Origin of the sequence: Microscilla marina ATCC 23134, from assembly GCF_000169175.1 — a bacterium.
GTDB lineage: Bacteria > Bacteroidota > Bacteroidia > Cytophagales > Microscillaceae > Microscilla > Microscilla marina.
In genome coordinates this window covers 235,873-257,525 of record NZ_AAWS01000008.1, presented here as the reverse complement: position 1 = coordinate 257,525, position 21,653 = coordinate 235,873, and the positions used below count along the sequence as shown (strand labels likewise).

The 21,653-nt window shown below is 42.6% G+C and carries 14 protein-coding genes and 1 CRISPR repeat array; of the genes, 2 read left to right on the top strand and 12 right to left on the bottom strand.

Translation table 11 applies throughout. The annotated features are described in order from the left end of the window. Positions 1-4: 4 nt before the first annotated feature. From M23134_RS09385 to dnaN, 10 genes are all read right to left on the bottom strand, one after another. Positions 5-2,242, bottom strand: coding sequence for a TonB-dependent receptor (locus M23134_RS09385; protein ID WP_002695792.1), 2,238 nt, complete (start codon positions 2,240-2,242; stop codon positions 5-7). Between the two features lie 539 nt (positions 2,243-2,781). After that, complete coding sequence (locus M23134_RS09380) at positions 2,782-3,747, bottom strand: aldo/keto reductase (protein WP_002695791.1); 966 nt, start codon at positions 3,745-3,747, stop codon at positions 2,782-2,784. A gap of 261 nt (positions 3,748-4,008) precedes the next feature. Continuing rightward, a complete protein-coding gene (locus tag M23134_RS09375) occupies positions 4,009-4,785 on the bottom strand; it encodes a LytR/AlgR family response regulator transcription factor (RefSeq protein WP_002695790.1) in 777 nt (258 codons plus the stop codon). Then, positions 4,782-5,867: a sensor histidine kinase gene (locus M23134_RS09370; protein WP_157558407.1), complete on the bottom strand. Its 1,086-nt coding sequence runs from the start codon at positions 5,865-5,867 to the stop codon at positions 4,782-4,784. The genes M23134_RS09375 and M23134_RS09370 overlap by 4 nt, the downstream gene beginning before the upstream one ends. Positions 5,868-6,006: 139 nt before the next feature. After that, positions 6,007-7,308 carry an McrB family protein gene (locus M23134_RS09365; RefSeq protein ID WP_002695788.1) on the bottom strand — a complete coding sequence of 434 codons (1,302 nt, stop codon included), beginning with the start codon at positions 7,306-7,308 and terminating at the stop codon, positions 6,007-6,009. A gap of 380 nt (positions 7,309-7,688) precedes the next feature. Beyond that, positions 7,689-8,033 carry a hypothetical protein gene (locus M23134_RS09360; protein WP_002695786.1) on the bottom strand — a complete coding sequence of 115 codons (345 nt, stop codon included), beginning with the start codon at positions 8,031-8,033 and terminating at the stop codon, positions 7,689-7,691. Positions 8,034-8,037: 4 nt separating this feature from the next. Further along, positions 8,038-9,087: a hypothetical protein gene (locus tag M23134_RS09355; protein WP_002695784.1), complete on the bottom strand. Its 1,050-nt coding sequence runs from the start codon at positions 9,085-9,087 to the stop codon at positions 8,038-8,040. Between the two features lie 140 nt (positions 9,088-9,227). Beyond that, positions 9,228-11,612, bottom strand: a complete 2,385-nt coding sequence (locus tag M23134_RS09350; RefSeq protein WP_002695782.1) for a hypothetical protein — start codon at positions 11,610-11,612, stop codon at positions 9,228-9,230. Between the two features lie 544 nt (positions 11,613-12,156). After that, positions 12,157-14,064, bottom strand: a complete 1,908-nt coding sequence (locus M23134_RS09345; protein WP_002695780.1) for a hypothetical protein — start codon at positions 14,062-14,064, stop codon at positions 12,157-12,159. Between the two features lie 279 nt (positions 14,065-14,343). Further along, positions 14,344-15,474 carry a DNA polymerase III subunit beta gene (gene dnaN, locus M23134_RS09340; protein ID WP_002695778.1) on the bottom strand — a complete coding sequence of 377 codons (1,131 nt, stop codon included), beginning with the start codon at positions 15,472-15,474 and terminating at the stop codon, positions 14,344-14,346. A gap of 807 nt (positions 15,475-16,281) precedes the next feature. On the opposite strand from dnaN, the gene topA reads away from it, so the two are divergent. Further along, on the top strand, positions 16,282-18,744 hold the full coding sequence (gene topA / locus M23134_RS09330; RefSeq protein ID WP_002695772.1) for a type I DNA topoisomerase: 2,463 nt from the start codon (positions 16,282-16,284) through the stop codon (positions 18,742-18,744). Positions 18,745-18,969: 225 nt separating this feature from the next. On the opposite strand, the gene M23134_RS41015 is transcribed toward topA, so the two are convergent. Beyond that, a complete protein-coding gene (locus tag M23134_RS41015) occupies positions 18,970-19,161 on the bottom strand; it encodes a hypothetical protein (RefSeq protein WP_157558406.1) in 192 nt (63 codons plus the stop codon). Here M23134_RS41015 and M23134_RS09325 point away from each other — a divergent pair. Next, positions 19,160-19,375, top strand: a complete 216-nt coding sequence (locus tag M23134_RS09325; RefSeq protein WP_045113272.1) for a hypothetical protein — start codon at positions 19,160-19,162, stop codon at positions 19,373-19,375. The two genes, M23134_RS41015 and M23134_RS09325, sit on opposite strands and share 2 nt — an antisense overlap. Before the next feature lie 57 nt (positions 19,376-19,432). Then, positions 19,433-20,868: direct repeats of the CRISPR family, unit length 37 nt; unit sequence GTTTCAATCCTTGTTTTAATGGATGTAGCGCTTAAAG. Between the two features lie 201 nt (positions 20,869-21,069). Here the strand turns inward: M23134_RS09325 and cas4 are convergent. Further along, positions 21,070-21,645 (bottom strand): CRISPR-associated protein Cas4, encoded by a 576-nt coding sequence (cas4, locus tag M23134_RS09320; RefSeq protein WP_002695770.1) that lies wholly within the window; start codon positions 21,643-21,645, stop codon positions 21,070-21,072. Between the last annotated feature and the right edge of the window lie 8 nt (positions 21,646-21,653).

Below are 21,653 nucleotides of genomic sequence, written 5' to 3'. Positions count from 1 at the left end.
CAAACTACAGTTTTATACTCACCTCAGCCAAAAAGAAACGCCCAGGATTGGGAATCAACGAGTTATAAAATCCATTGCTTCTTTGCGAAAAATTATCGCCACTATCGGCTGCGTGCACGCCTGGTTGTAGAAAATGGTGATTAAACATATTATTTACTTTGACCGAAAGTGTGACCCGGTCGATGTTATAAGACACGTTGGTATTAAAAATAGCATGGGGCGCCAGGGTATGCCCCCTTGCATTGAGGGCGTTTCTGGTATACAAACTGCGTTCGCCTACCATGTTGCTCCTTAGGTTGAGCCCCAGTCGCTCGGTTAACATCAAGTGTATGCCCAGGTTCAACTTATGGTTGGCTATGTCGCCTAGCGGAGTGTGGCCGTTTTGCCATTGTTGGCTATCGTGGTCAAACCTAATGCTACTCATGACATCACTAAAAGTATAATAAAGGTAGCCCTTGAGCCCTTTGCAAAACCCCAAAAAATTGGGCAATACATAGGTAAGCTTATACTCCAGTCCGATTACTTTCCGGTCTCCGGCGTTTTCAGCTTCTTCTTTGATCACATTTTGGTAGTGGGCATGGTACAGCGATAGCTCCTGTAGCAAACCCGCCACCTTGTGGGTAATACCTGCCTCAAGACTGCGTACTTTTTCGGGCTTTAGGTCAGGGTTGGCAAGTCGGCCGCTCCAGCCTCCCCATAACAACATAGGAGCAGGTTCCTGAAAAGCTTCCCCATAGTTGAGCTTGAGAGCAAGGTTGCTCACCGGGCGGTAAATCACCGAAATCCGGGGATTGACTACCTTGCCATATACCGAGTTATAGTCAAAGCGAATGCCTGTGTTGAACCTGAGCTTGCCCAAATCATAAATACCCAGCAGGTAGCCCCCCACATCATGGGTCACTATTCTATTACTGTTAGGCGTCACCCTTACCGGGGCAGGGGGGCGGTAATAGGCGCTATCGGTGCTATAAGCAATGCCTGCTCCTGCACCATAAGGTCCTTCGTTGTCAAAGGCGATACTGCTAAATACCCCCTCCCAATACCCCGGCACATCATACGACTTGGTCAGGTGCTTAAGTTGGTACTTCACCCCAGTAAGTAATTGCAGGTTTTTCCTCGGCGAATAATTCCAGTCACTGGTAAACAACCAACTGTCGTTGAAAGTGTTCCATTGGGTGTAACTCACAAAAGAGTATTGGGGGTTGGTGCCATCTGCTACAGCTTCTGCCCAGTCGCCCCATATCCGCTGGTGTTTGTACAACAACAACGACCTCACCGTCAGGTTTTGAGCCTTTTGGGTATGCTCCAGGTAGTATTGGTTCGAGTTGCTGCTCCATCCGGAGTTATTTTGTCCTTTGTCGGCATTAAATTGCGCCCCAAATCCATCGGTAGTGTTCCAGTTGATGATGCCCAATTCCCAGTTTTTATAGTTAAACTTGTTTACCGACCCCCAGTTGCTGGTAGGGTTATAGTAAGTGCCCAGTTTGCGCCCCCGCTTGGAAGTAATATCGAGCAAAGGCCCCCACACGTTGCGGTTGCCATACCAACGATTAGACAAATACCCCCAACGGCCAGACAAATCTTCTTCGTCGCTGTAAAAAAAACGAAATCCGCTGCTGTAACTCACTTGTCCTACTTTTCCTCTCAAGTGTACATCTGCTCCTTGAGTGTTAAAGCTCCCCCCGTGAACGCTGGCCTCCAGGCGGTTACGTTCAAGTTTTTGGTGTTTTTTGGTCACAATATTGATAATGCCTAAAAAAGCATTGGCTCCATACACCGCCGATGCTGGTCCGTATAACACCTCTACCCGGTCTATTGCCTTGATCGGGTATTGTTTGCTTAAGTAAGCTCCGTGGGTCCACATGTGATTGTCTACCTTGCCGTTTACCATAATAAGCGTACGTTGTGTGTAAGGTGTGCGGTAACCCCGCTGGTAAGCATTGATTTGTCCAAAACCACCAGAACTATTGATAATATCAAACCCCGGCAAATCGCTGATGATCTCATCTATGCCCAGGTAGCCACGTTGCCTAATATCTTCGGCTGTAATAATCACGGTAGATGCCGGGGTTTCGAGTACCGACTCTTTGATACCAGAAGCAAGCGAAGTAGAAGAGCGAATATCTTGTACCGACAGTTTATAAAGCGAGCGTGAATAACTGAACAGGGTATCTTCTTGAGCTGTTGCACTAAAAAAACAACTATTGAGCACAATTAATAATAAGCAAATTTGTTTTTTCATAGTTTATACTAATCAAGCCATAGTTGTATCTTAAGCACCGAGGCATAATTAAATATATCCTCTTGACGAAGCGGCAGTACTTGTAGGTAAAAATGATTAAAATCCTGTTTTTACATTCAGCATGACAAAGCCCTAAAAAACATTCAAATACCGGTATTTGAAAGAAACTACGTAACTTTTGTTCTTGATTTTTTTGAGAAGATAAGCTTAGGAATGGTATAAAAATAAAGTTCTATAGTTTAACAAAAGATGACGTTAAAAATGTAAATTTATTTTGGTACTATTCCTTATTGTGGAAGAGAGCAGTAAGTTGGTTAAAAAAGGGTAGCGTGGTGTTTTGCGACTCATTGCCACAAAAACCTTGCAATATATCTACGAAAAAGGGATTGCTACGGTTGAACGATTTCGTAAAAACTATTTTTTATTTGCTTGTATTGGAGACCAAATGTTGCTTCTGATTTTCAGTTGCGCGCGGCTCTTTATTAAAAGAAAGCCCGCCAACAAAACGGGCAGGCTTTTTTTTAGGTGTTGTATTTACTTTATTGTGCTACGGGTTCACCCCAAAGGTTTTCCAAAGTATGTGGACTGCCTTGGGTAGTCCAGAATGTGCCGTCTACATAGCGACGATGACGGTCAAGCGTAGCAATTTCTTGCATGTCTTTTTGGGTCAATGTCAATGAAGCCGCTTCCAGGTTTTGTTTCATTCGGGCAGGGTTTACCGACTTGGGTATGACCATCGTTTCCCGTTGAATTGCCCAGGCAATGAGCACTTGCGCTGGAGTAGCGCCGTGTTGTTGAGCTATAGCACCTATGGTACCATCTTCGAGCAACACAGGTTCATCGGCTGCCTTCATTCCATCCGGGCGACCTTTAGAGCCCAGTGGCGAATAAGCAGTCAGGTAAATACCGGCTTGCTGGCAAAAGTCAAGCATTGCTGGTTGCTGCAAATAAGGGTGAAGCTCTATTTGATTGACCGCAGGCTTTATATTTCCGTGGTCGAGCAGGGTTTGCAAACGCTCAACATTAAAATTACTTACCCCAATATTGCGTACCAGGTTTTTGTCTACCAGTTGCTCCATTGCTTGCCAGGTGCTGGTTAGCGACAAATCATCTGGTTTTACAAAATCGGCTGGTGTATTGGGCATCACAATGTCTTTTTTGATCGGCACAGGCCAATGTATCAGGTACAAGTCCAGGTAACCAAGCCGAAGATCTTTCAAGGTCTTTTCCAGGGCGAGTTGTACATCATCGGGTGCGTGGGCATTGTTCCAAAGCTTCGACGTGATCCATAAATCTTCACGCTTTACGACGCCTTCGGCAAACAATTCGCTCAACGCCTTGCCTATTTCTTCTTCGTTTTGATAAATAGAGGCACAGTCTATATGGCGGTATCCCATTTTTACAGCTTCTTTTACTGCATTGTATACTTCTCCTGGTTGAGAGTTCCAGGTGCCCAATCCTAATACGGGCATTTTACCTTGTGATAATTCGTGAGTTTTGATCATATGCTTTTTGGTTTAGTGATATAGTTAATGTGGTTGTAATGCACAAGCGTTGCTTGGTACACTATCTAATAAAAACAATTCAACAGGGAGATTAGTTTTTGAAAGCGTCAATATTTTTTTGAACAATTAGATGATTATTGCCATACGTAGGGGGATTAAAAGAGTGGTAATCATTCGAGGCAGGGGGGAGTCCGCAGCATTTAATCTATTTTTATACCTGGCAGGTTTTTAAAACCTGCCAGGTATAGTATTGTTTTACTTCTATCTTTTCAGCACACGTTTGTTTACAATATTATTCAAAAAGTTGTCTTTGAACGCTTTACCAATAGGCACCTCTTTTTCTTTAATAGTCACAAAGTTGTTATCTACTGCTTTGATGTGCTGCATGTTGATAATGTAAGACTTGCTCACCCTTATAAAAAGGTTAGAAGGCAATTGCCCTTCAATGGTTTTGATGTTCATTGCCGTTACTATTTTTTGGGTATCGGTATACACAATCACGTAATCTTTGAGCCCCTCCACATAGTTTATTTCGCGAAAAAACACCTTCATGTATTTTCGGTCGGCACGTATAAAAATATAGTCTTCTATATCGGCATTGTCAGAACCTACCGGAGAGTCAGAGGTTTTGTCAGTATTGGCAGCAGCAGGAGTAGTATCAGTACTGGCTTGTTCTCTTAGTTTGTAATAATAATCTACCTTGTTTACCGCTTTGATAAATCTATCCATAGAAATGGGTTTTACCAGATAGTCTATCACATCGAGGGCGTAGCCTTCCAGGGCAAACTGTGGATAAGCCGTAGTTAAGATCACAAAGGGAGGTTTTTTGAGGTTCAGGGTTTTCAGAAAATCCAACCCGGTGACTTCAGGCATTTGAATGTCTAAAAACATGAGGTCTACCTCATTTTTAGATAAAAAATCATTGGCTTGCATCGCATTCTCAAAAGAGCCTATCAGCTGAAGCGAAGGCAACTCTTGTATGTTCAACTTCATTCCTTCCCGTGCCAGCGGTTCATCATCTACAATAATACAATTCATAATTTCAATTTTAAAGTCACTTTAAAAACGGTTTCGTCGTTTTGAATGTCTAACTCGTGTTTACCAGGGTAAAGCAGTTCTAACCTTCTACGCACATTGACCAATCCAATGCCACTGTTAGGGTCTTTGGGCTGGTTGCTTGGTTGTGGCTTTTTAGAGTTTACAATCACAAAATCGAGGGCTTCTTCTTCTTTGTGCACATTCATTTCTATATGGATGTACGGATTGCTTGCCACATTTAACCCATGTTTGACGGCATTTTCTACGAAAGGTACAAAAATAAACGGAGAAAGCATCTGCCCATTTACTTTTCCATTGACTTTAAAATCTATATTTGCGTTGGTTTTTCTTATTTTTTCCAGGTCTAGCAAATTATTGATGTAAGTAATTTCATCTTTCAATGCCACTTGTTTTTTTGAGCAATCGTATAGTTGATAACGCATCAGGTCTGACAACATAAGCAAGCTCTTAGACGCTCGTTCGGCATCGATACGGGTAAGCACATAAATATTGTTGAGGGTATTGAATAAAAAATGAGGGTTGATCTGCGTTTTCAAAAAATCAAGCTCTGTCTCTAGGTTGGCACGCTCCAGATGCCTTATTTCTTGTTGGTTTTTGATCCAGGTCTTAAAAAACTTAAGTGATACCGCCGTGCCCAAAAACAAAATATTGATAATATAATAAGCCGAGTGTGAGTGAGTGACAAAGGTAATGTCCCCTTCACGGGTAAAATCCAGCCAAGTGGCAAGGTAGGTGGCCAAATCGTTGATGCCAATAAACAAAGCCGAAAAAATAAGGTATTGCAACACTTGCCCTCTCATCAAAAAGGTAGGCACCAACACATACAAGTTGGTATATACCATGGCCACGTCTATAGCTACGTGTAACAAAAGCCAGGGCAATTCATTCGACAGGTTAGACTCCGAAAAACTTTGGGCAAAATTGTCTAAATCAAACAAAAAGATAGGGTGGAACAGCAAATAAGCAATCCAAAACAAAAAATGATGGGTAATGCGATATTTGTCACTAAAAAATGTATAAAAGTAGCGGTTTAGTTTATCCGAAAAATTATTCTCCTCCATTGTATTTAAGGTTGTTGCATCATCATTGAGATACCCAAAAGATACTCTATTCCTTACTGACTTGCTTTTTTTTTCTACCAAAGGCTTTATTTTTTATACAAATCAGTTGTTTTCGCCATTCTTGAATAAATGATTAAAATCAGTCGGTGGCCTCTTTATACCTTATTTGGTAATTTACCTCCTCTACAGGCAGTGCCATATCTTGCAAAATACGTAAGACGGTATCACGACGGTTGGGGAAGTACTCCAGCAAGAGAGGGATCAATTGATAATTGAACACCTGCGGCAAATCTTCCATTGCCTTGCCTATAAAAAAAGCCTGCCCTATCAGGTAATCAGGGGAGTTTTTTTCTTGTAAAATTTTTTCGTTCAAATCTTTGAATACCTTCTTCACTTCTTTGTCTGCTATCAGAGAAGCATCAGGATAGATGGCTTCAAACACAAACCTTCGGCGCAAAGCTGTGTCAATCAAGGCAATAGAGCGATCGGCAGTGTTCATCGTGCCCAAAATATACAAGTTGGCGGGTACGGTAAAGTTTTCGCCGGAAGGCAAGGTAACCGATAAACCATTGTCTGAGCCATAACGTTTGTCGGATTCTATCAAGGTAATGAGTTCGCCAAATACCCGTGAAATATTCGCCCGGTTAATTTCATCTATAATCACCACGTAGTTCTGGAGTTGTTGCAGGCTCTTTTCTGGTTTGTGGTTTTCTTCATATTGCCTTACTGCTTGTACCACTGCTTCATAATATTTTTGATTGATGGCGTCTTTTACAAAAGTGACATCTTCATAAATATTTTTCAAGGTGTCGATATTCATCTCCTTAGACTCATTTTTGATAATGTCGCGTTTGGTGCGTCGCTTGTAAAACAACGTGGTGTCGGTCATCTCAAAAATGATAATAGACTGATAAATGCGGTGTGAACTATCGAGGTACACTTCAATTTCCTCTGTTTCGGGATCTATGTTTTTAATGAGTAGCTCATTGAGCAAGTCTTCAAATCTTTTCTTAAACACCTGTTGCTGACTAAAGGTGTCAAAGTTTTTGCGGGCACGGTCTGCCATACGTTTAAAAATACCATCGCGGCGTTCAAAGTGCAGGGTACCCATATTGGTATTAGGGCGCAAGCCCTGAATAAAATCTTCGTAGCTATAGCTTTGGTGAAAAGTAATGAAAGCAATCTGAAGTTTTTCTTTATACGCATTGAACCTTTTGATAAGGTCAGCCCTGGGTTCCTCTGCCAGCTCCTCTAAGCTTTTGTTCTCAATCATTGCCAATGCATAGTTCACTGTTTGGTAGGTTTTACCTGTACCCGGAGGACCATACAAGATCATATTTTTGGGGTACAGATGGTTTCTTGTGGTGAGGTGATAGTGGGTGGGTGCCTCTTCTGCTTGAGAGCTTTCAGGTGTTTGCAAAGGGTATTTTTTTTCAGTCATTGCTATAAGCTAAGGTTACAATTTTTGGCACTTATAAAGTATAAGCCAGCGTTGTTTTTGGTGTTTGCAGTCCATAGTATTTAGTCGATAGCGCCTGCAGGGGCAAGCTTCAAGCGACAAGTCCTTAGATACCGATGTATATCGGTGCTCAACAAAGTTAATCATCAACCAACTTTGACCAAAATCACTGTGGAGTATTGTTTAATATAAAGTTAAGTAAAATGACTGGTAGAATACAAGGTGTTGGCTTTCAAATGTTTATTTTATTTTTTTTAAGTGTTAAGTCGATGGTTTTCCCTAACAAAATTTGGTGATTTTTGAATAAGCCCACTGGTAGCTGATGACTACTTGCTACTGCTTGACAATCTATGGTGTTTTTTTTAGTCCTGGCGGCGACGCAGGAAAAGCGTGTCGGGCAAAGTACCCGGACGTTGGTTTTTGAGGGTTACCCGAAGCGAGTCATACCCCGGTTTTGACAAGACCAGCATCATTGTTTTTTTGCAACCGTTTTTTTCAAAAAACCCCGAAACAAAGCTTACTTCAAACCTACCTGAGCTATCGGTGAGGTGTGTCCGTTGTGCTCGCCTTACAGGGTAGATGTGTACTTTTACCAAGGGAGTTTTAGAGGCATAGTCAAGCACTATGCCTTGGGTAGTCTCCAGGCATTCACAGGCAAACAGCCCACCTATTAGTAATAAAAAGAGTGCCTTTTGGAGCATTTGCATTTGCTTAATCTTGTAAAAATCCGTCAATGTTTACTACCTCAAAGGTAGGGTAGTTGCCCTGCACCAAATTGTTGAGGTGCATTTCCAGTTCTGCCCAACTGGTAACCCGTGCCAGGTGGTGGGTGCCTTTGTATACTACCTGAGGCAACGACGCAATGGGGGTAAGCCTGGCTTGAAAATGCGCCAGTACTGAATGTGCTATAGTAATGCTCACCAACATGGTTTTATGGCTTTTTTCTAAGGAGTTGCCATCTTCTGCGGTTTTAATAGATTGCTCGAAAGGGTTGCCCATGTTAAGCGATTTGATACGCCTGCCATAGATATGCAGGTTTTCCAGCGGAGGTTGGAGAGTGGCCTCATGAAAGTTGGTAGGATATACAATGTAGTCGGCATCGTCGAAAGTTTCGAAGCGCTCGGCCACCACCAAGCCTCCCATTTTTTGGTCAGAAAACTTAAAAGTAAGTACATCCCCCTTATCAAAAAAGAAGCGCAGTTGCTCGTCCTCTTCTTCTTGCACAGGAGACATTTGCTCAGGCACGGGTTTTTCTTGAAGATCTTTGTCCCAGGAACTCTTTTGCTGTTGATAAAAAACCTCGGCTTCCAGTATTTCATTGTAGTCGAGGTAGCGCTGCAGCGACTCGTCATGGGCTAAAATCGCCTCATTGCCCAAGCCAAACAGTAGGTTGATGTCTATATTAAGTGTTGCGTTGTAGCCCAGTTTAAATTTAGCGTCGTACATCAGGGGCAAATCTTCGGCATTTTTTAAGGTATACAACATAAACAACAAGCGGCAAAGGTTGTCGTTGCTGTTTTTCAAAAAATGACAATTCTTGATTTCTTCTTGTAGTAGGGTGATGATCAAGGGGCGGTCATCGCTCGAAAAGTGCTGGTATAATTGGCGGGTTACTTCCTGGCGGAAGCCTGCGTGTTGGTCTTTGTTGCCTTCCCAACTATGTTTTTCGGCGTCAATCAGTTGAAACTTAATCTTATTTAACAGGGTTTTATCAAAAGGATTCGCCTGGAGCATAGCCACATATTCTGGAATGATTATCATCAGATTTTTTTATCGTTTTGGCTTAAAAGTAATGAATTTATTAAATTTTGAAAATGCAAAAATAATTTAGTATTAAGTTTGAAAAAAACCTGAAAACAAAGGGATTATTTTCAGGTTTTGTATATAAATTCACTACTTCATCAAAGTTTCATTTGAATCAACAGGGTCTGATTTTTTTGCTCGCCGTCAGTAAATGTAATGGTGAGGGCTGCTTTCATATCATTCAAAATTACGGGATTATTATTGGCCATACTTATAAAATAAGGAGCGAGCGCTTTGGTATAAAAAGACTGGCTAAAACCTTGGGTAATCTTTCGGAATGCCCTGGAAATAGTTTGGTCATAATTGACCGATTTTGCCTGAATATTTTCAAGCAAACTTCGCATTCCGGTCACCAGTATATTCATTTGTTTGCCACAGTCAGGGTTCATTCTTATAATGCCACCAAACCACATATTGTCTCCCACCAGGCGCTCGGCATAACGCCCCTCTGCTGCCGCCAGGGCATTGTCTACTTTCTTAAGCGTAGCTTCAGCAGTTTTGGCATACGACCTAAAATCGGTAGGTTGCCCGTTGCCAAACCCTTCATTGTCAAAGTACAGTTTCCATAAACTGCCGTAAGCTTGTACCTTCAGGCGTTGGTCTTTGCGGTAAGTATAGTCAGGAGAGTAAGGCATTACACTGGCAAAAGCGTTGGCCAGCACCTGAAGGTGTACCTCAGGGCGTTGTTGTAACAAATAGAGCCAGGTAGCCCTCATGTCGCTAAAGGCCGTTGGGGGAATCATCAGGTCAAAGTTGAATTGCACATTGGTAGCATCTCCTTTTGCTGTAAGTTGATGGAGCAATTGTGTAGTTTGGGCATCGAGTTGGTCGTTGTTTATAATGCCCCAGGTACCTGCAAGGTTCAACAGCTCGGCTACTGTGTCGCGCTCTTTAGCCTTGAGTTTTTTTTCGGTATGGTTATACTCTACATGCAGGCTATAGTCAAACAAATCTACCGTAGGGTTTGCGGCAGGTTGGGGCATTTGGGCATCCATGCCTCCCCACCAACTCTGGTTGTACCCGCCCAGGCTGCCATATTCGTTATAGCCTCTTACACCACGGTACACCACAAATTCTTCTTCCTGTCCGTTGTTGAGGCGAGTGGTTACTTTCTTGGCAAATGTGCTCTTGTCGCTGCCACCTATTTTAAAATTACCCACTCCCAGGGCAAAACCCCAGCTTTTGTTTCTTTCTACCGACTCCGAGTTTACATAATCAAGTATTTGCACATTGTCTTTATTGGCCGAGGCTGCCACCAGCCCCTGAGTGCTCATGAGTATCAAACCTTTGTGCGACTCTGCCAGGGCAGTGTCATTGATGAGGGCTTCTATCAACACCTCTTTGGTAGATATGTAGGAGTAGTCGTAGGTAAAACCTGCCTTAAACTTTTGGCTCGCCAACTTGGTAATGTCTTCTTGCAAATTATTTTTTACTGTCGCTAGTTTATTCAGCAATTCGTGGCTTTTGTTGAGCGCATCTTCTACTATATTGGGTATATTCAAGCGTTTTGCCAGTGCCTGAATAGCGAGTTTTTCCAGTTCGCCGAGCTGATCAAAAGGTACCGAACCATCGGCTATGTTTTGTAGTTTGCTTTCTACTGTTTTGAGTTGGTCGGGTGCCAGGTTGGTAGCGGCGGTCATGAGCTGGGCTATTTTTGAGTTGATCAGCTCGGTGATTTTTCCAGGGTTTTTAAACGACAACTGTACATTGAACCCTAGTGTGCGCGATTGATTGGTAGTTTTTGCTTTTTTTACCAATACATGGTACTTGCCTTCGTTGGTTTTGGCAAACACCAACTGAAAACTGTCTTTTACACTGAACTTTACCCCCATTTTGCCATTTGTCTGGACGTCTAAATTGAGCACTTCATTGTTGCCCAGGTATTTTTGCAAAGCCGAAGCCCCCGCAATGAGCAAGTCGGCAAGGTTAAAGCTTAAATCTACCCCAAAATCTCCATAAGCTTCAAAGCTCAATGCCTCGCCCGGCTGCAGTTTTTTTACCCTATCGAGCGAAAAAATAAAAGGCATGCTTGCCACATCTTTTAAAATAGCCTCCTCTACAGTAGCACTGGGTTGGTGTTTGAGGTAAGCGCAGTGCTTGATTTGAGTACCTGTTTTTATCCCTACGCTCAAGCCCTGAATCTCCGTACTGGTTCCGGCATTTGCCTGAATGTTTATACTATACTTAAGCAAGGGGCTGTTGGGGTCAAATTTCACCAAATCCTTTGTCCCTACAATACCATCCTCGTCTTTATCTTCAGCCAGGTTGTTAAACAGTTGAATCTGGTGTTCGAGGTTCATACTGGTAACCAAAGTAAGGGGCGAGAACTCCTGCGTGTCGATATTGAAAGGAGCCAACGCATAGGTAATAGGCTCTTTGATGGCGTCAGAAGCTTTGAGTTCTTTTTGCGAAAAAATGGGGCTTAGGTTAAGTTTTTTAATGAACTCTGTATCGGCCAGGTTCAACACTTTGAGAATATCCATAATGATGGCTGCTTGGGTTTATAAGTAATTACAAGTGGCGAATGAGTGTAAATCACTGAAAGTCAGCTAGGAATAGTTACACTTATTCATTTGTTATGTTTAATTTTGATATAGTTATGCAGTGTACGCTGTGTCAGCCTGTGGGCAAATAGTAGATGCCACCCTAGAGAAAGTGTTGTTTTAAATGTAGTCACATCAAATACTGATAGCGTCACATAGTGATAAGTTTGTACACCATAATGCAATAAACAATTGCTGTGAGATTCTTACAAACAAAAGCAGAAATATCTTTTATCTACGCACAAGATATAAAGTGGTCATTGTGTTCTAGGTTCTAGGGACTAGGTGCAAGGTTATAGGTACAACTTGTTTAACTCCGTTGAGCTCATCATAGCAAGCTGTAGATTCGGTTCATGGGCAATTAATAAATTCATAGCGCACTTATTTTCAGTTAGTTATAAACCCTATAGCAAACAAATCCCTTTGGGCTTGTGTCATAAGCACAAGCCCAAAGGGATTAGAAAACAAATTAAAAAGAAGCAATTTAATCTAATACAAAACCATCTACCTCTTTACCCTGAACACTCAACCGGGTCAACTGTATAATTGCCCATTCGGCATCGCCTTGGGTGCCGGTTTTTGCCAGCTCTACCAAGGTCTGTATGTCTACTTCGGTCTGTTGACTCCAACGCTTTTTTACATGTTCGCGGGCAACCTTGTGGCGATTTTTACGACGCAACACTGCCTGGTCAAATTTTTTAACAAAAGGAGCTTGGTTGATTGATGGCGATGTTTGTAAAAGTTTTTGGGCTACATAGGTTTGTATCTTTGCATCGGCGTGTTCTGCCAGGTAAGCCAGCAGTAGGGCTTCTTTGGTAGAGCTTATCTCTATTTTTTGCAACAAAGCCAAACCATAACTGCGGGTAGCTGCCATTGGGCTATCACACAAAGCCAATAAATTATCTACAAAATGACTGTCTTCCACGGTGATACCATCAAAATATGTTTTGGCAAAAGCTACTGTTTCGGGCAAGTCAGACTCAAGTAGTTTCAACGCAAAGTCGGCTTTTAGCCCTTGCCTCATGGCTTGAGTATGTCCCCATTGGCGTACCTTGGGTAGTGGGTGTATGCATATTTTATACAGGAGTCTGGGGTCGTCTAAAGGTGCTTGCCCCTTTGCTTGATGGTGCTTCAGCCAATCAATGAGCGTATCCTCAAAAAGTGGTGCTGTAATATTGAGTACTTCGTCTCCTAAAGTGGATATTGCCTGAGCAAAGGCTTGCTTGAAACCAGTCAGGTAGGCAATAGGCATTTGGCGTAACAAACCTACCCACACCTGCTGAGGAATGTATTGGTGGTACGCCAATAGTTTGTCAGGGTTTTTACTGAGCGCCTTTACAAAAAGCGCCTTGTTTTTAGTGTTCAGTAGTGTTGCCAGGCGTTGAACAAGCACTTGAGCCGAATGCGTTTCTTCAAGCATCAATCCTACCACCTGGTTTGTTTCTGCTTGGGTAACCTGGGCGTGTGCCACGACGGTTAGCAAAGTCTTAAGCCCCCAGGTATTTTCTCCCAACCTTTGAATAGTATGCGCCAAAAAGCCCTCGTCTATAGACAACGTTTGTTGGGCAAATTGAGGCAGGCATTTGTGCAGCAGTTGGGTACGCTGTTCGTGGGCAAGGTTGCTCACCAGGTACAAAAACATCAAAGGGTTGCACTCAAACGATTGGGTGATTTGACCAAGCAATAAGTGGCGTACAGGGGGCGCTCCTTTTTTGATTATAAAAGCAATTTTTTCGGGCGAATAAGTATACAAGTGCTCCATTTGATTGCTGTGGCTTGCCACAAACCATTGCATAGCACTGGGTGCCTGTACATTGAGCTGGAGCAGTTGCCAGGCATTTGCCTTTCGGTTGCGTACCAGTTTGCCCCATATCTCGCTTACTTCTCTTGCCCTTAAATAACGTTCGGCGAGTTCCCAACCAAAGTTTACCACCGCTGGATGGGCTATAAACATATAGTCAGAAAACTCCTGTTGTGCTCCATTGTAGTGGTGGGCATGGTGTATCTTTTGGCGGTAAATCTCTATCAAATCTTTGAGGTGGGTTTCGCTGTGGCGGGCTGCATTGAGCCAATAAGGGGCATCGTAAATGGGGGCATTTTTTGCCATGCCAAACGCCACTTTACGTGTTACTGGGCTATCTGCTTTAAACAACGTTTCGGCAAGGGGGTATGCCTCTTGTGGCGACAGACTAAAGTCACCTGTATGGTGCAAAAACTGGATAGACCGCAATACGCTTGCACTGGTATTGCCTTTTTTGAGCTGTTGAACAACCAGTGTTTTCAACGAGCTTTTAAATTGATCACTTGCTCTCAAGCGTGATTCAGGGATGAAGAAAGACTGATTGGGAGCAAAACTTTTAGATATTTCTCTGGTGTCCATAGCACGAAACATTGTTTAAACGAATAAGACCATTGGTAAGCGTACTTTGAGGCAACCGCGTATTTAACAAAAAATGCTAACAACGCTTTGAGCGCTTCATTGACAGCAGAACAAATATAAGGCGGGGTTTGCTAAAAAACCAATCATTGCTCATATTTTTAACTTTATATTGGTTATTATATTAGCAATTAGTTGTTACACTCATTTGTATGGTTTCAAAGAACATAAAAAAAGCCTGCCCCCATTTATAGAGGGCAGGCAGTAGATATATTACTTATACCTTGGGGTGTGTTAAGCGTAAGTATTCAGCATCACAGGCATTACCAACATCAAAATATCGCCGTTGTCTATTTTTTCGGTGGGTTTCAAAATCCCTGCTTTGTTTGGGGTAGACATTTCTATTTTGATCTCCTTGGCGGTAATGTTACTCAACATTTCTATTACAAACTTGGCATTGAAACCAATCTCAAGGTCATCGCCCTGGTACTCACAGGCAAGTGCTTCGTTTGCCTCATTTGAGAAATCTAAATCTTCGGCAAATATTTGTAAGGTGCCTGCCGCCGTCATTTTCAGGCGAATTTGGTTGGTACTTTTGTTGGCATAAATGGCCAGACGCTTAAGCGAGTTCAACAAACTTACCCGATCTATGGTCAATACATTGGGGTTGTCGGTCGGAATGGCGTTTTCGTAATCGGGGAAACGCTCATCAATCAAACGGCAAACCATCTTGATGTCGTCAAAGCTAAAGAAAGCATTGGAATCGCTGAATTCAGCGTGTACTTCTACCGGGTCGTTGGGTAGGGTAGAGCGTAACAAGCCCAAAGATTTTTTAGGAATAATCATTGTCATGGGGTCGCCTCCACCTACTACATCTTCGCGTTTGTAACGAATGAGACGGTGACCATCGGTAGCAACAAATAGGGTGTGGTCCTCTTTGAACTGAATATAAATACCTGTCATTGCCGGACGCAACTCGTCGTTGCTGGTGGCAAAGATGGTGTTGCCAATGGCTTTGCCTAAAATATCGGACGACAGGGCAATGTTTAGTTTGCTGTCGGCCTGGGCTATTTTTGGAAACTCGTCTGCGTTTTCTCCGGCTAGTTTATAGTGCCCGGTGTTAGAGGTAATCTCTACGCTTTTGTGCTCTTCGTCAATGCTAAAAGTGACAGGTTGTTCGGGCAGGCTCTTAAGGGTGTCAAGCAGTATTTTGGCAGGCACTGCTACGCTCCCTGTGTCTTGAGTATCTACCTCAATCTCGGTAGTAATAGAGGTTTGCAGGTCAGAGGCGCTTGCAATGAGCTTTCCGTCTTCTAAAACAAACAGAAAGTTTTCTAAAATAGGTACTACAGGGCTAGACATGATCACCCCACTGATGGCCGATAATTGTCGTTGTAATAATGCAGAAGAGACGCTAAACTTCATAATTTTATATCGTTTATTTAAAGTATAAGGCTTACTTTAATACGTAATTGCCTGGAATATAATTTTTTGGGTGTACACCCGGCTAAGCGCTTGTTTAAAATGAATGACCTGAGCTAAAAAAAAGTACTTTTTTAACTTCAAATATAAAGTTTAAGCAAGCGCTAAACAGCTAACAAATATACAAAAAATCTGGCTTTTTTACCAGTTTTTTGTGGAGGTTTATTTCACTGAAAGTGACGTATAGTTTTTTTTAAAACAGGGGCTAAAATCTTTGTTTTGGGTAGGGTTCCTAAAAAAATAGGTGTAAGATTTGTGGGAAAAATAACTGAATTGTAGCAAACAAAATAAGACAAAGGCGAGTTAAGTTGCAATCGTTCAAATTTTGTTGTAGTATGGTTGCAACAAAACTCATCGATCAATTGCAACAAAAAGGCTTTTTGCCTGTATAATAAAACCTTTTGTTGTTTTTTACGATAGAAGTTACTTACAAGGCTCTGGCAAATCATTGTGTAAGATTTTGACTTTGACAACCTTGGTAAAACTATAAAAATAACCTACTCCACCAAACGATGTCTTTGGCGGATGGGCTTCTTCAAAAAATAGTTCCATAGCTTTGGCTATGCAAAGATTTTTTTCATCGCCCACCCACAAAATACTTTGTTCTCTTGGAATACTTTATTTTTTCCGTTTTACTTGAAATAGCACCTAATCTAATTTTAAATTCTGTTTAAGTTCGCTTCACTATTTGTGTTTTTACTTAAAAATAACTCATATTTGCGAGCAACCAATAATCACGAGTACTGAATTATGCCAAAAAACTTAGTTATAGTAGAGTCTCCTGCGAAGGCAAAAACAATAGAAGGATACCTGGGTAAAGATTACAGTGTAAAGTCCAGCTTTGGGCACGTGCGCGACTTGCCCAAAAAAGATGCTATAGACATTGCCAATGGTTTCAAACCTACTTATGTTATTTCGAACGATAAAAAGCAAGTGATCGCAGAGTTGAAAAAGCTCGCTAAAGAAGCTGAGACTGTTTGGCTGGCAACGGATGATGACCGTGAGGGGGAAGCCATTTCGTGGCACTTGCAACAAGCCCTGGAACTAACAGAAGCCAACACCAAACGAATTGTTTTTCGTGAGATCACCAAAAAAGCCATTACCACCGCCATACAATCGCCCCGTACTATAGACATAGACCTGGTAAACGCCCAGCAAGCCCGCCGTATTCTCGACCGGCTGGTAGGCTTTGAGCTGTCTCCCATTCTTTGGAAAAAGATCAAAGGAGGTTTGTCTGCTGGCAGGGTGCAATCGGTGGCAGTGCGCATAGTAGTAGACCGGGAACGCGAAATAGAAAAATTTGTACCTTCCTCATCGTTTAAGCTGGTCGCCGAGTTTGCCCTTGAAGGTGGTAAAACCTTGGTGGCAGAATTGCCCAAAAAACTGCCCAATCAGGAAAGTGCCCGTGAGTTTTTAGAGAAATGCGTAGGGGCTATTTATGAGATAAAAAAACTGGAGAAAAAACCCGGCAAAAAATCGCCCGCGCCTCCCTTTACCACCTCTACCCTGCAGCAAGAGGCCAGCCGCAAACTGCGCTATTCGGTATCGCGCACGATGAGCCTTGCCCAAAAGTTATACGAAGCGGGTAAGATTACTTATATGCGTACTGACTCTACCAATTTGTCAGACGACGCCATTCAAGCCGCCAAAAGCTCCATAGAAAACAACTATGGCACGCAATACTTCAAAGAAAGAAAATACAAAACCAAGTCGGCAAGTGCTCAGGAAGCGCACGAAGCCATTCGTCCTACCAGCTTTGACACCCAAAGCGCGGGCAATAACCGGGATGAGGAAAAGCTGTATGAACTGATCTGGAAACGTGCCATTGCCTCACAAATGGCGGATGCCCAACTAGAGCGTACTACAGCCACTATAGGCATAGACCCGGTAGTGTACAATCAAACAGCCAATCCACCCGCCCAGGTACCCGACCTACAGGCAAAAGGGGAGATCATTACTTTTGATGGTTTTCTGAAGGTATACATAGAGTCTACCGACAACGATGACGACGACGAGGAAGAAAATGCACTTACCAAGGGCATGTTGCCTCCTTTGACCGTGGGGCAGTTGCTCAACCTTGATCAAATGTCGGCAACGGAGCGTTTTACCAAGCACCCACCCCGTTATACAGAAGCCAGTTTGGTAAAAAAACTGGAAGAAATGGGCATTGGGCGTCCGTCTACTTATGCACCTACAATTTCTACCATCCAGAAGCGGGGCTACGTAGAGAAAAGCGAACGCGAAGGCAAACAAAGAGAATATCAGTTTTTGCAGCTGAAAAGCGATAAAATTACGGATAAAACCAAAACAGAGACTACCGGAGCCGAAAAAGGAAAGATGTTTCCTACTGATGTAGGCATATTGGTCAACGATTTTCTGACCCAGCATTTCGACAGCATCATGGACTACTCGTTTACAGCCAATGTGGAGAAACAATTTGATGAGATTTCTCAGGGCAAGCAAGAGTGGGTAAAAATGATTGAAGGCTTTTACGGAGGTTTTCACAAAAAAGTAGAAAAGAGTGCCGACATTGACTCGACCACTTTGGGCAAGCAAAGGCTGTTGGGTGAACACCCCAAAAACGGCAAAGAGGTATGGGTGATTTTTGGGCGCTATGGGGCCTATGTGCAAGTAGGCGACAACGAAGACGAAGACAAGCAACGCAGTAGCTTACGCAAAGACCAACGACTGGAGACGGTTACCCTGGAAGAAGCCCTGGAATTGTTTAAGTTGCCGCGCAACCTGGGCGAGTTTGAAGGCAAGCCCATGCAGGTAAACATTGGGCGTTTTGGCCCTTATGTGCGTCACGACAGCAAGTTTGTGTCGTTGGGGAAAGAAGATGACCCCTATACCATAGAAGGCGAGCGTGCCATTGAGTTGATTTTGGCGAAGCGCAAGGCAGATGCCGAAAAGTTTATCAAGTCGTTTGACGAAGACCCCGATGTACAAGTGCTCAATGGACGTTATGGACCTTATATAAAGGTGGGCAAAAAGAATGTAAAAATACCCAAAGACAAAGACCCCAAAGAGCTTACGCTTGCCGAGTGTCTGGAGCTTGCCGAAAAAACCCCTGACAAGAAAAAGAAAGGAGCGGCTGCCCCTAAAAAAGCGACCACTACTACTGCCAAAAAAACAACGACCAAAAAGAAGCCAGCCGCCAAGAAAAAGCCGGCGGCTAAAAAGAAAACAGCGCCTAAGAAAAAGGACAGCTAGTACCATCAAGGGCTGTTGCCCGGAAATTCAACAAAAAAACCTCCCCATTTTCTGTGAAGATAAGTGGGGAGGTTTTTTGTGGTTCTTGTTTTGGTGGAGGCTGTATTTTTTCGCCTCGGTTTGTGTCTTCACCATAGCCGTCAGGCTAGCCTCTTTTTTCCGCCGTCGCTTGTGTCTTCACAAGAGACCAGACTGTCTTTGGGCGGTATTTTTGGGGTGAATTTTCTACACTTGTTTGCTTAACCTGACGGCTATGGTGTCTTCACAACCGAGTTTACGAGTCCTTAGATACCGATGAATGTTGGTGCTCAGCAAAGCTAAATCGCCTCGTCGTAGCGCCTGTAAATAGTGTTTTTCAGAGTTCTGATCAGCTCGTGAAGACACCATAGCCGTCAGGCTACTATTTTTTTTCCTCATGAAACATCTTTCAGTATTCAAATTTTGGCGATTCGATCAGCGCGTGGGGACACTCGCTGAGGCGGTGACGGTATTTTTAAGTGATTTTTTTTACTATGCTCCTCTTAGCCTGACGGCTATGGTGGAGACACGAGCTGAGGCGATGACGGTACTTTTGAAAAACCGAAGCTACAGTTTTACTGTGCTGAGCTCAACGAAGTTAAAAGCTGGGTAGAGTAGATGTAGCGCTTAAAGCATTATATGGACAATTCAAAAACAAAAGGGATAATACGTTTCAATCCTTGTTTTAATGGATGTAGCGCTTAAAGTCCATCATTAAGGAGCTTGGAGGGAAAATAGAAATGTATGGACTTGCCTTTGTAGACAAAGCCGGGGTGAGGTTTCAATCCTTGTTTTAATGGATGTAGCGCTTAAAGTCCATCATTAAGGAGCTTGGAGGGAAAATAGAAATGTATGGACTTGCCTTTGTAGACAAAGCCGGGGTGAGGTTTCAATCCTTGTTTTAATGGATGTAGCGCTTAAAGTGAAGGCTGGAAAGGTGAAACTGTCCCCTGAAATGCGGTTTCAATCCTTGTTTTAATGGATGTAGCGCTTAAAGAACGGAAGCTTGCACAATTTCTGTGAAAGGGAAACCGTTTCAATCCTTGTTTTAATGGATGTAGCGCTTAAAGAGCAAAAGCTCGCGGGCCTCAATGGTCATTATATTCAGTTTCAATCCTTGTTTTAATGGATGTAGCGCTTAAAGAAAAAACGCTATGAAAATAGAAAGTTCAAGAATAAACGTTTCAATCCTTGTTTTAATGGATGTAGCGCTTAAAGTGAAACTTGTCTCTATCCATGTCTTCTACCTAATATAAGTTTCAATCCTTGTTTTAATGGATGTAGCGCTTAAAGAAACATCTTAGATACCTGGACGCTTGCCGAAATGGGTTTCAATCCTTGTTTTAATGGATGTAGCGCTTAAAGAAAAAACGCTATGAAAATAGAAAGTTCAAGAATAAACGTTTCAATCCTTGTTTTAATGGATGTAGCGCTTAAAGTAAAATAGCATTGCCCTACTACCAAAGAGAGTTATTCCTGTTTCAATCCTTGTTTTAATGGATGTAGCGCTTAAAGTAATGTTAGATAGTCCATATAATAGTACTTTTTTAAGTTTCAATCCTTGTTTTAATGGATGTAGCGCTTAAAGTTGTTTGCCGCAACCCTGTAAACACTCGGAAAATGGTGTTTCAATCCTTGTTTTAATGGATGTAGCGCTTAAAGTTGTTTGCCGCAACCCTGTAAACACTCGGAAAATGGTGTTTCAATCCTTGTTTTAATGGATGTAGCGCTTAAAGTTTCTCAAGGATTTTCTTGAACAATTAAGGAAATAAGTTTCAATCCTTGTTTTAATGGATGTAGCGCTTAAAGCTTCTATGCCGTCAAGTTTGTTCAGCAAAGTATTTGGTTTCAATCCTTGTTTTAATGGATGTAGCGCTTAAAGTCTGGACCAGCATAAAAAGGAGCCGGGCTGGTACAGTTTCAATCCTTGTTTTAATGGATGTAGCGCTTAAAGCTGCCAACGTTTCACGCCATTGGCACTCTGAATGAAGTTATTGTTTCAATCCTTGTTTTAATGGATGTAGCGCTTAAAGTCCATGTATTCTTTATTTTGATGCTATGACAATAATGTTTCAATCCTTGTTTTAATGGATGTAGCGCTTAAAGTCGTCTTTTGTTGTTGCTGGCTGATTTACAACACGTTATAGTGAAATTACTATAGGTTAAAATCAAAAAAATCAATACGTCAAAGAGCTTTTTAAGCCCATTTTAGCAAGTTTTCCGAATAGGCAACCTGCTTATATTCAGCTTGTTAAAGGCATATTTGGGACACCCCCAAATAAATTACCCTCCGGCAAAAGTGTTGTTCTACTGAGGGCATACGTTTCGATAGGTACAAGTTGCACATCTTTTTTTAGATTTGGTAGCTTTTGGAAAAATATTTTCATTGGTCACTGCCACCATTTCTTGTACTGCTGCTCTGACCACTTGCTTGGCTTGTGGGCTTATTTCTACCGATACCACTTTATTGCGCGAACGCGTATATACCAGAAAGCCCTCGGTTACTTCCACCCCAAAATGGTCTTCTATCAACCAGGCATAACAGTACAACTGATGCAGGTAGGTTTGGTACACCCGCCCCTCGTATACGGCAAACTTGTAGTCGAGCGGGGCAGCCTTGCCGTTGGCAAGCATCAATACCTCGTCTACCTCGCCCCGCAACACCTCATTGCGCATATACAAGTTGGTATGCTTTGCCACCACGCCCAGGCGTTGCCGCAAATACTTTGGGTTGAGCTTGGTTTTGTTTTCGTGTATCTGCCGCCCTTTTTGCACCTTATAGTGGCGGTCTTCGTGCTGGGCAATGTTGAGCACCCGCAAAAAATAAGTAAAACGCGGACAATACAAATGCTCTATGATCTCAGAAGGAGTAACGCTTATCATTTTGTTCA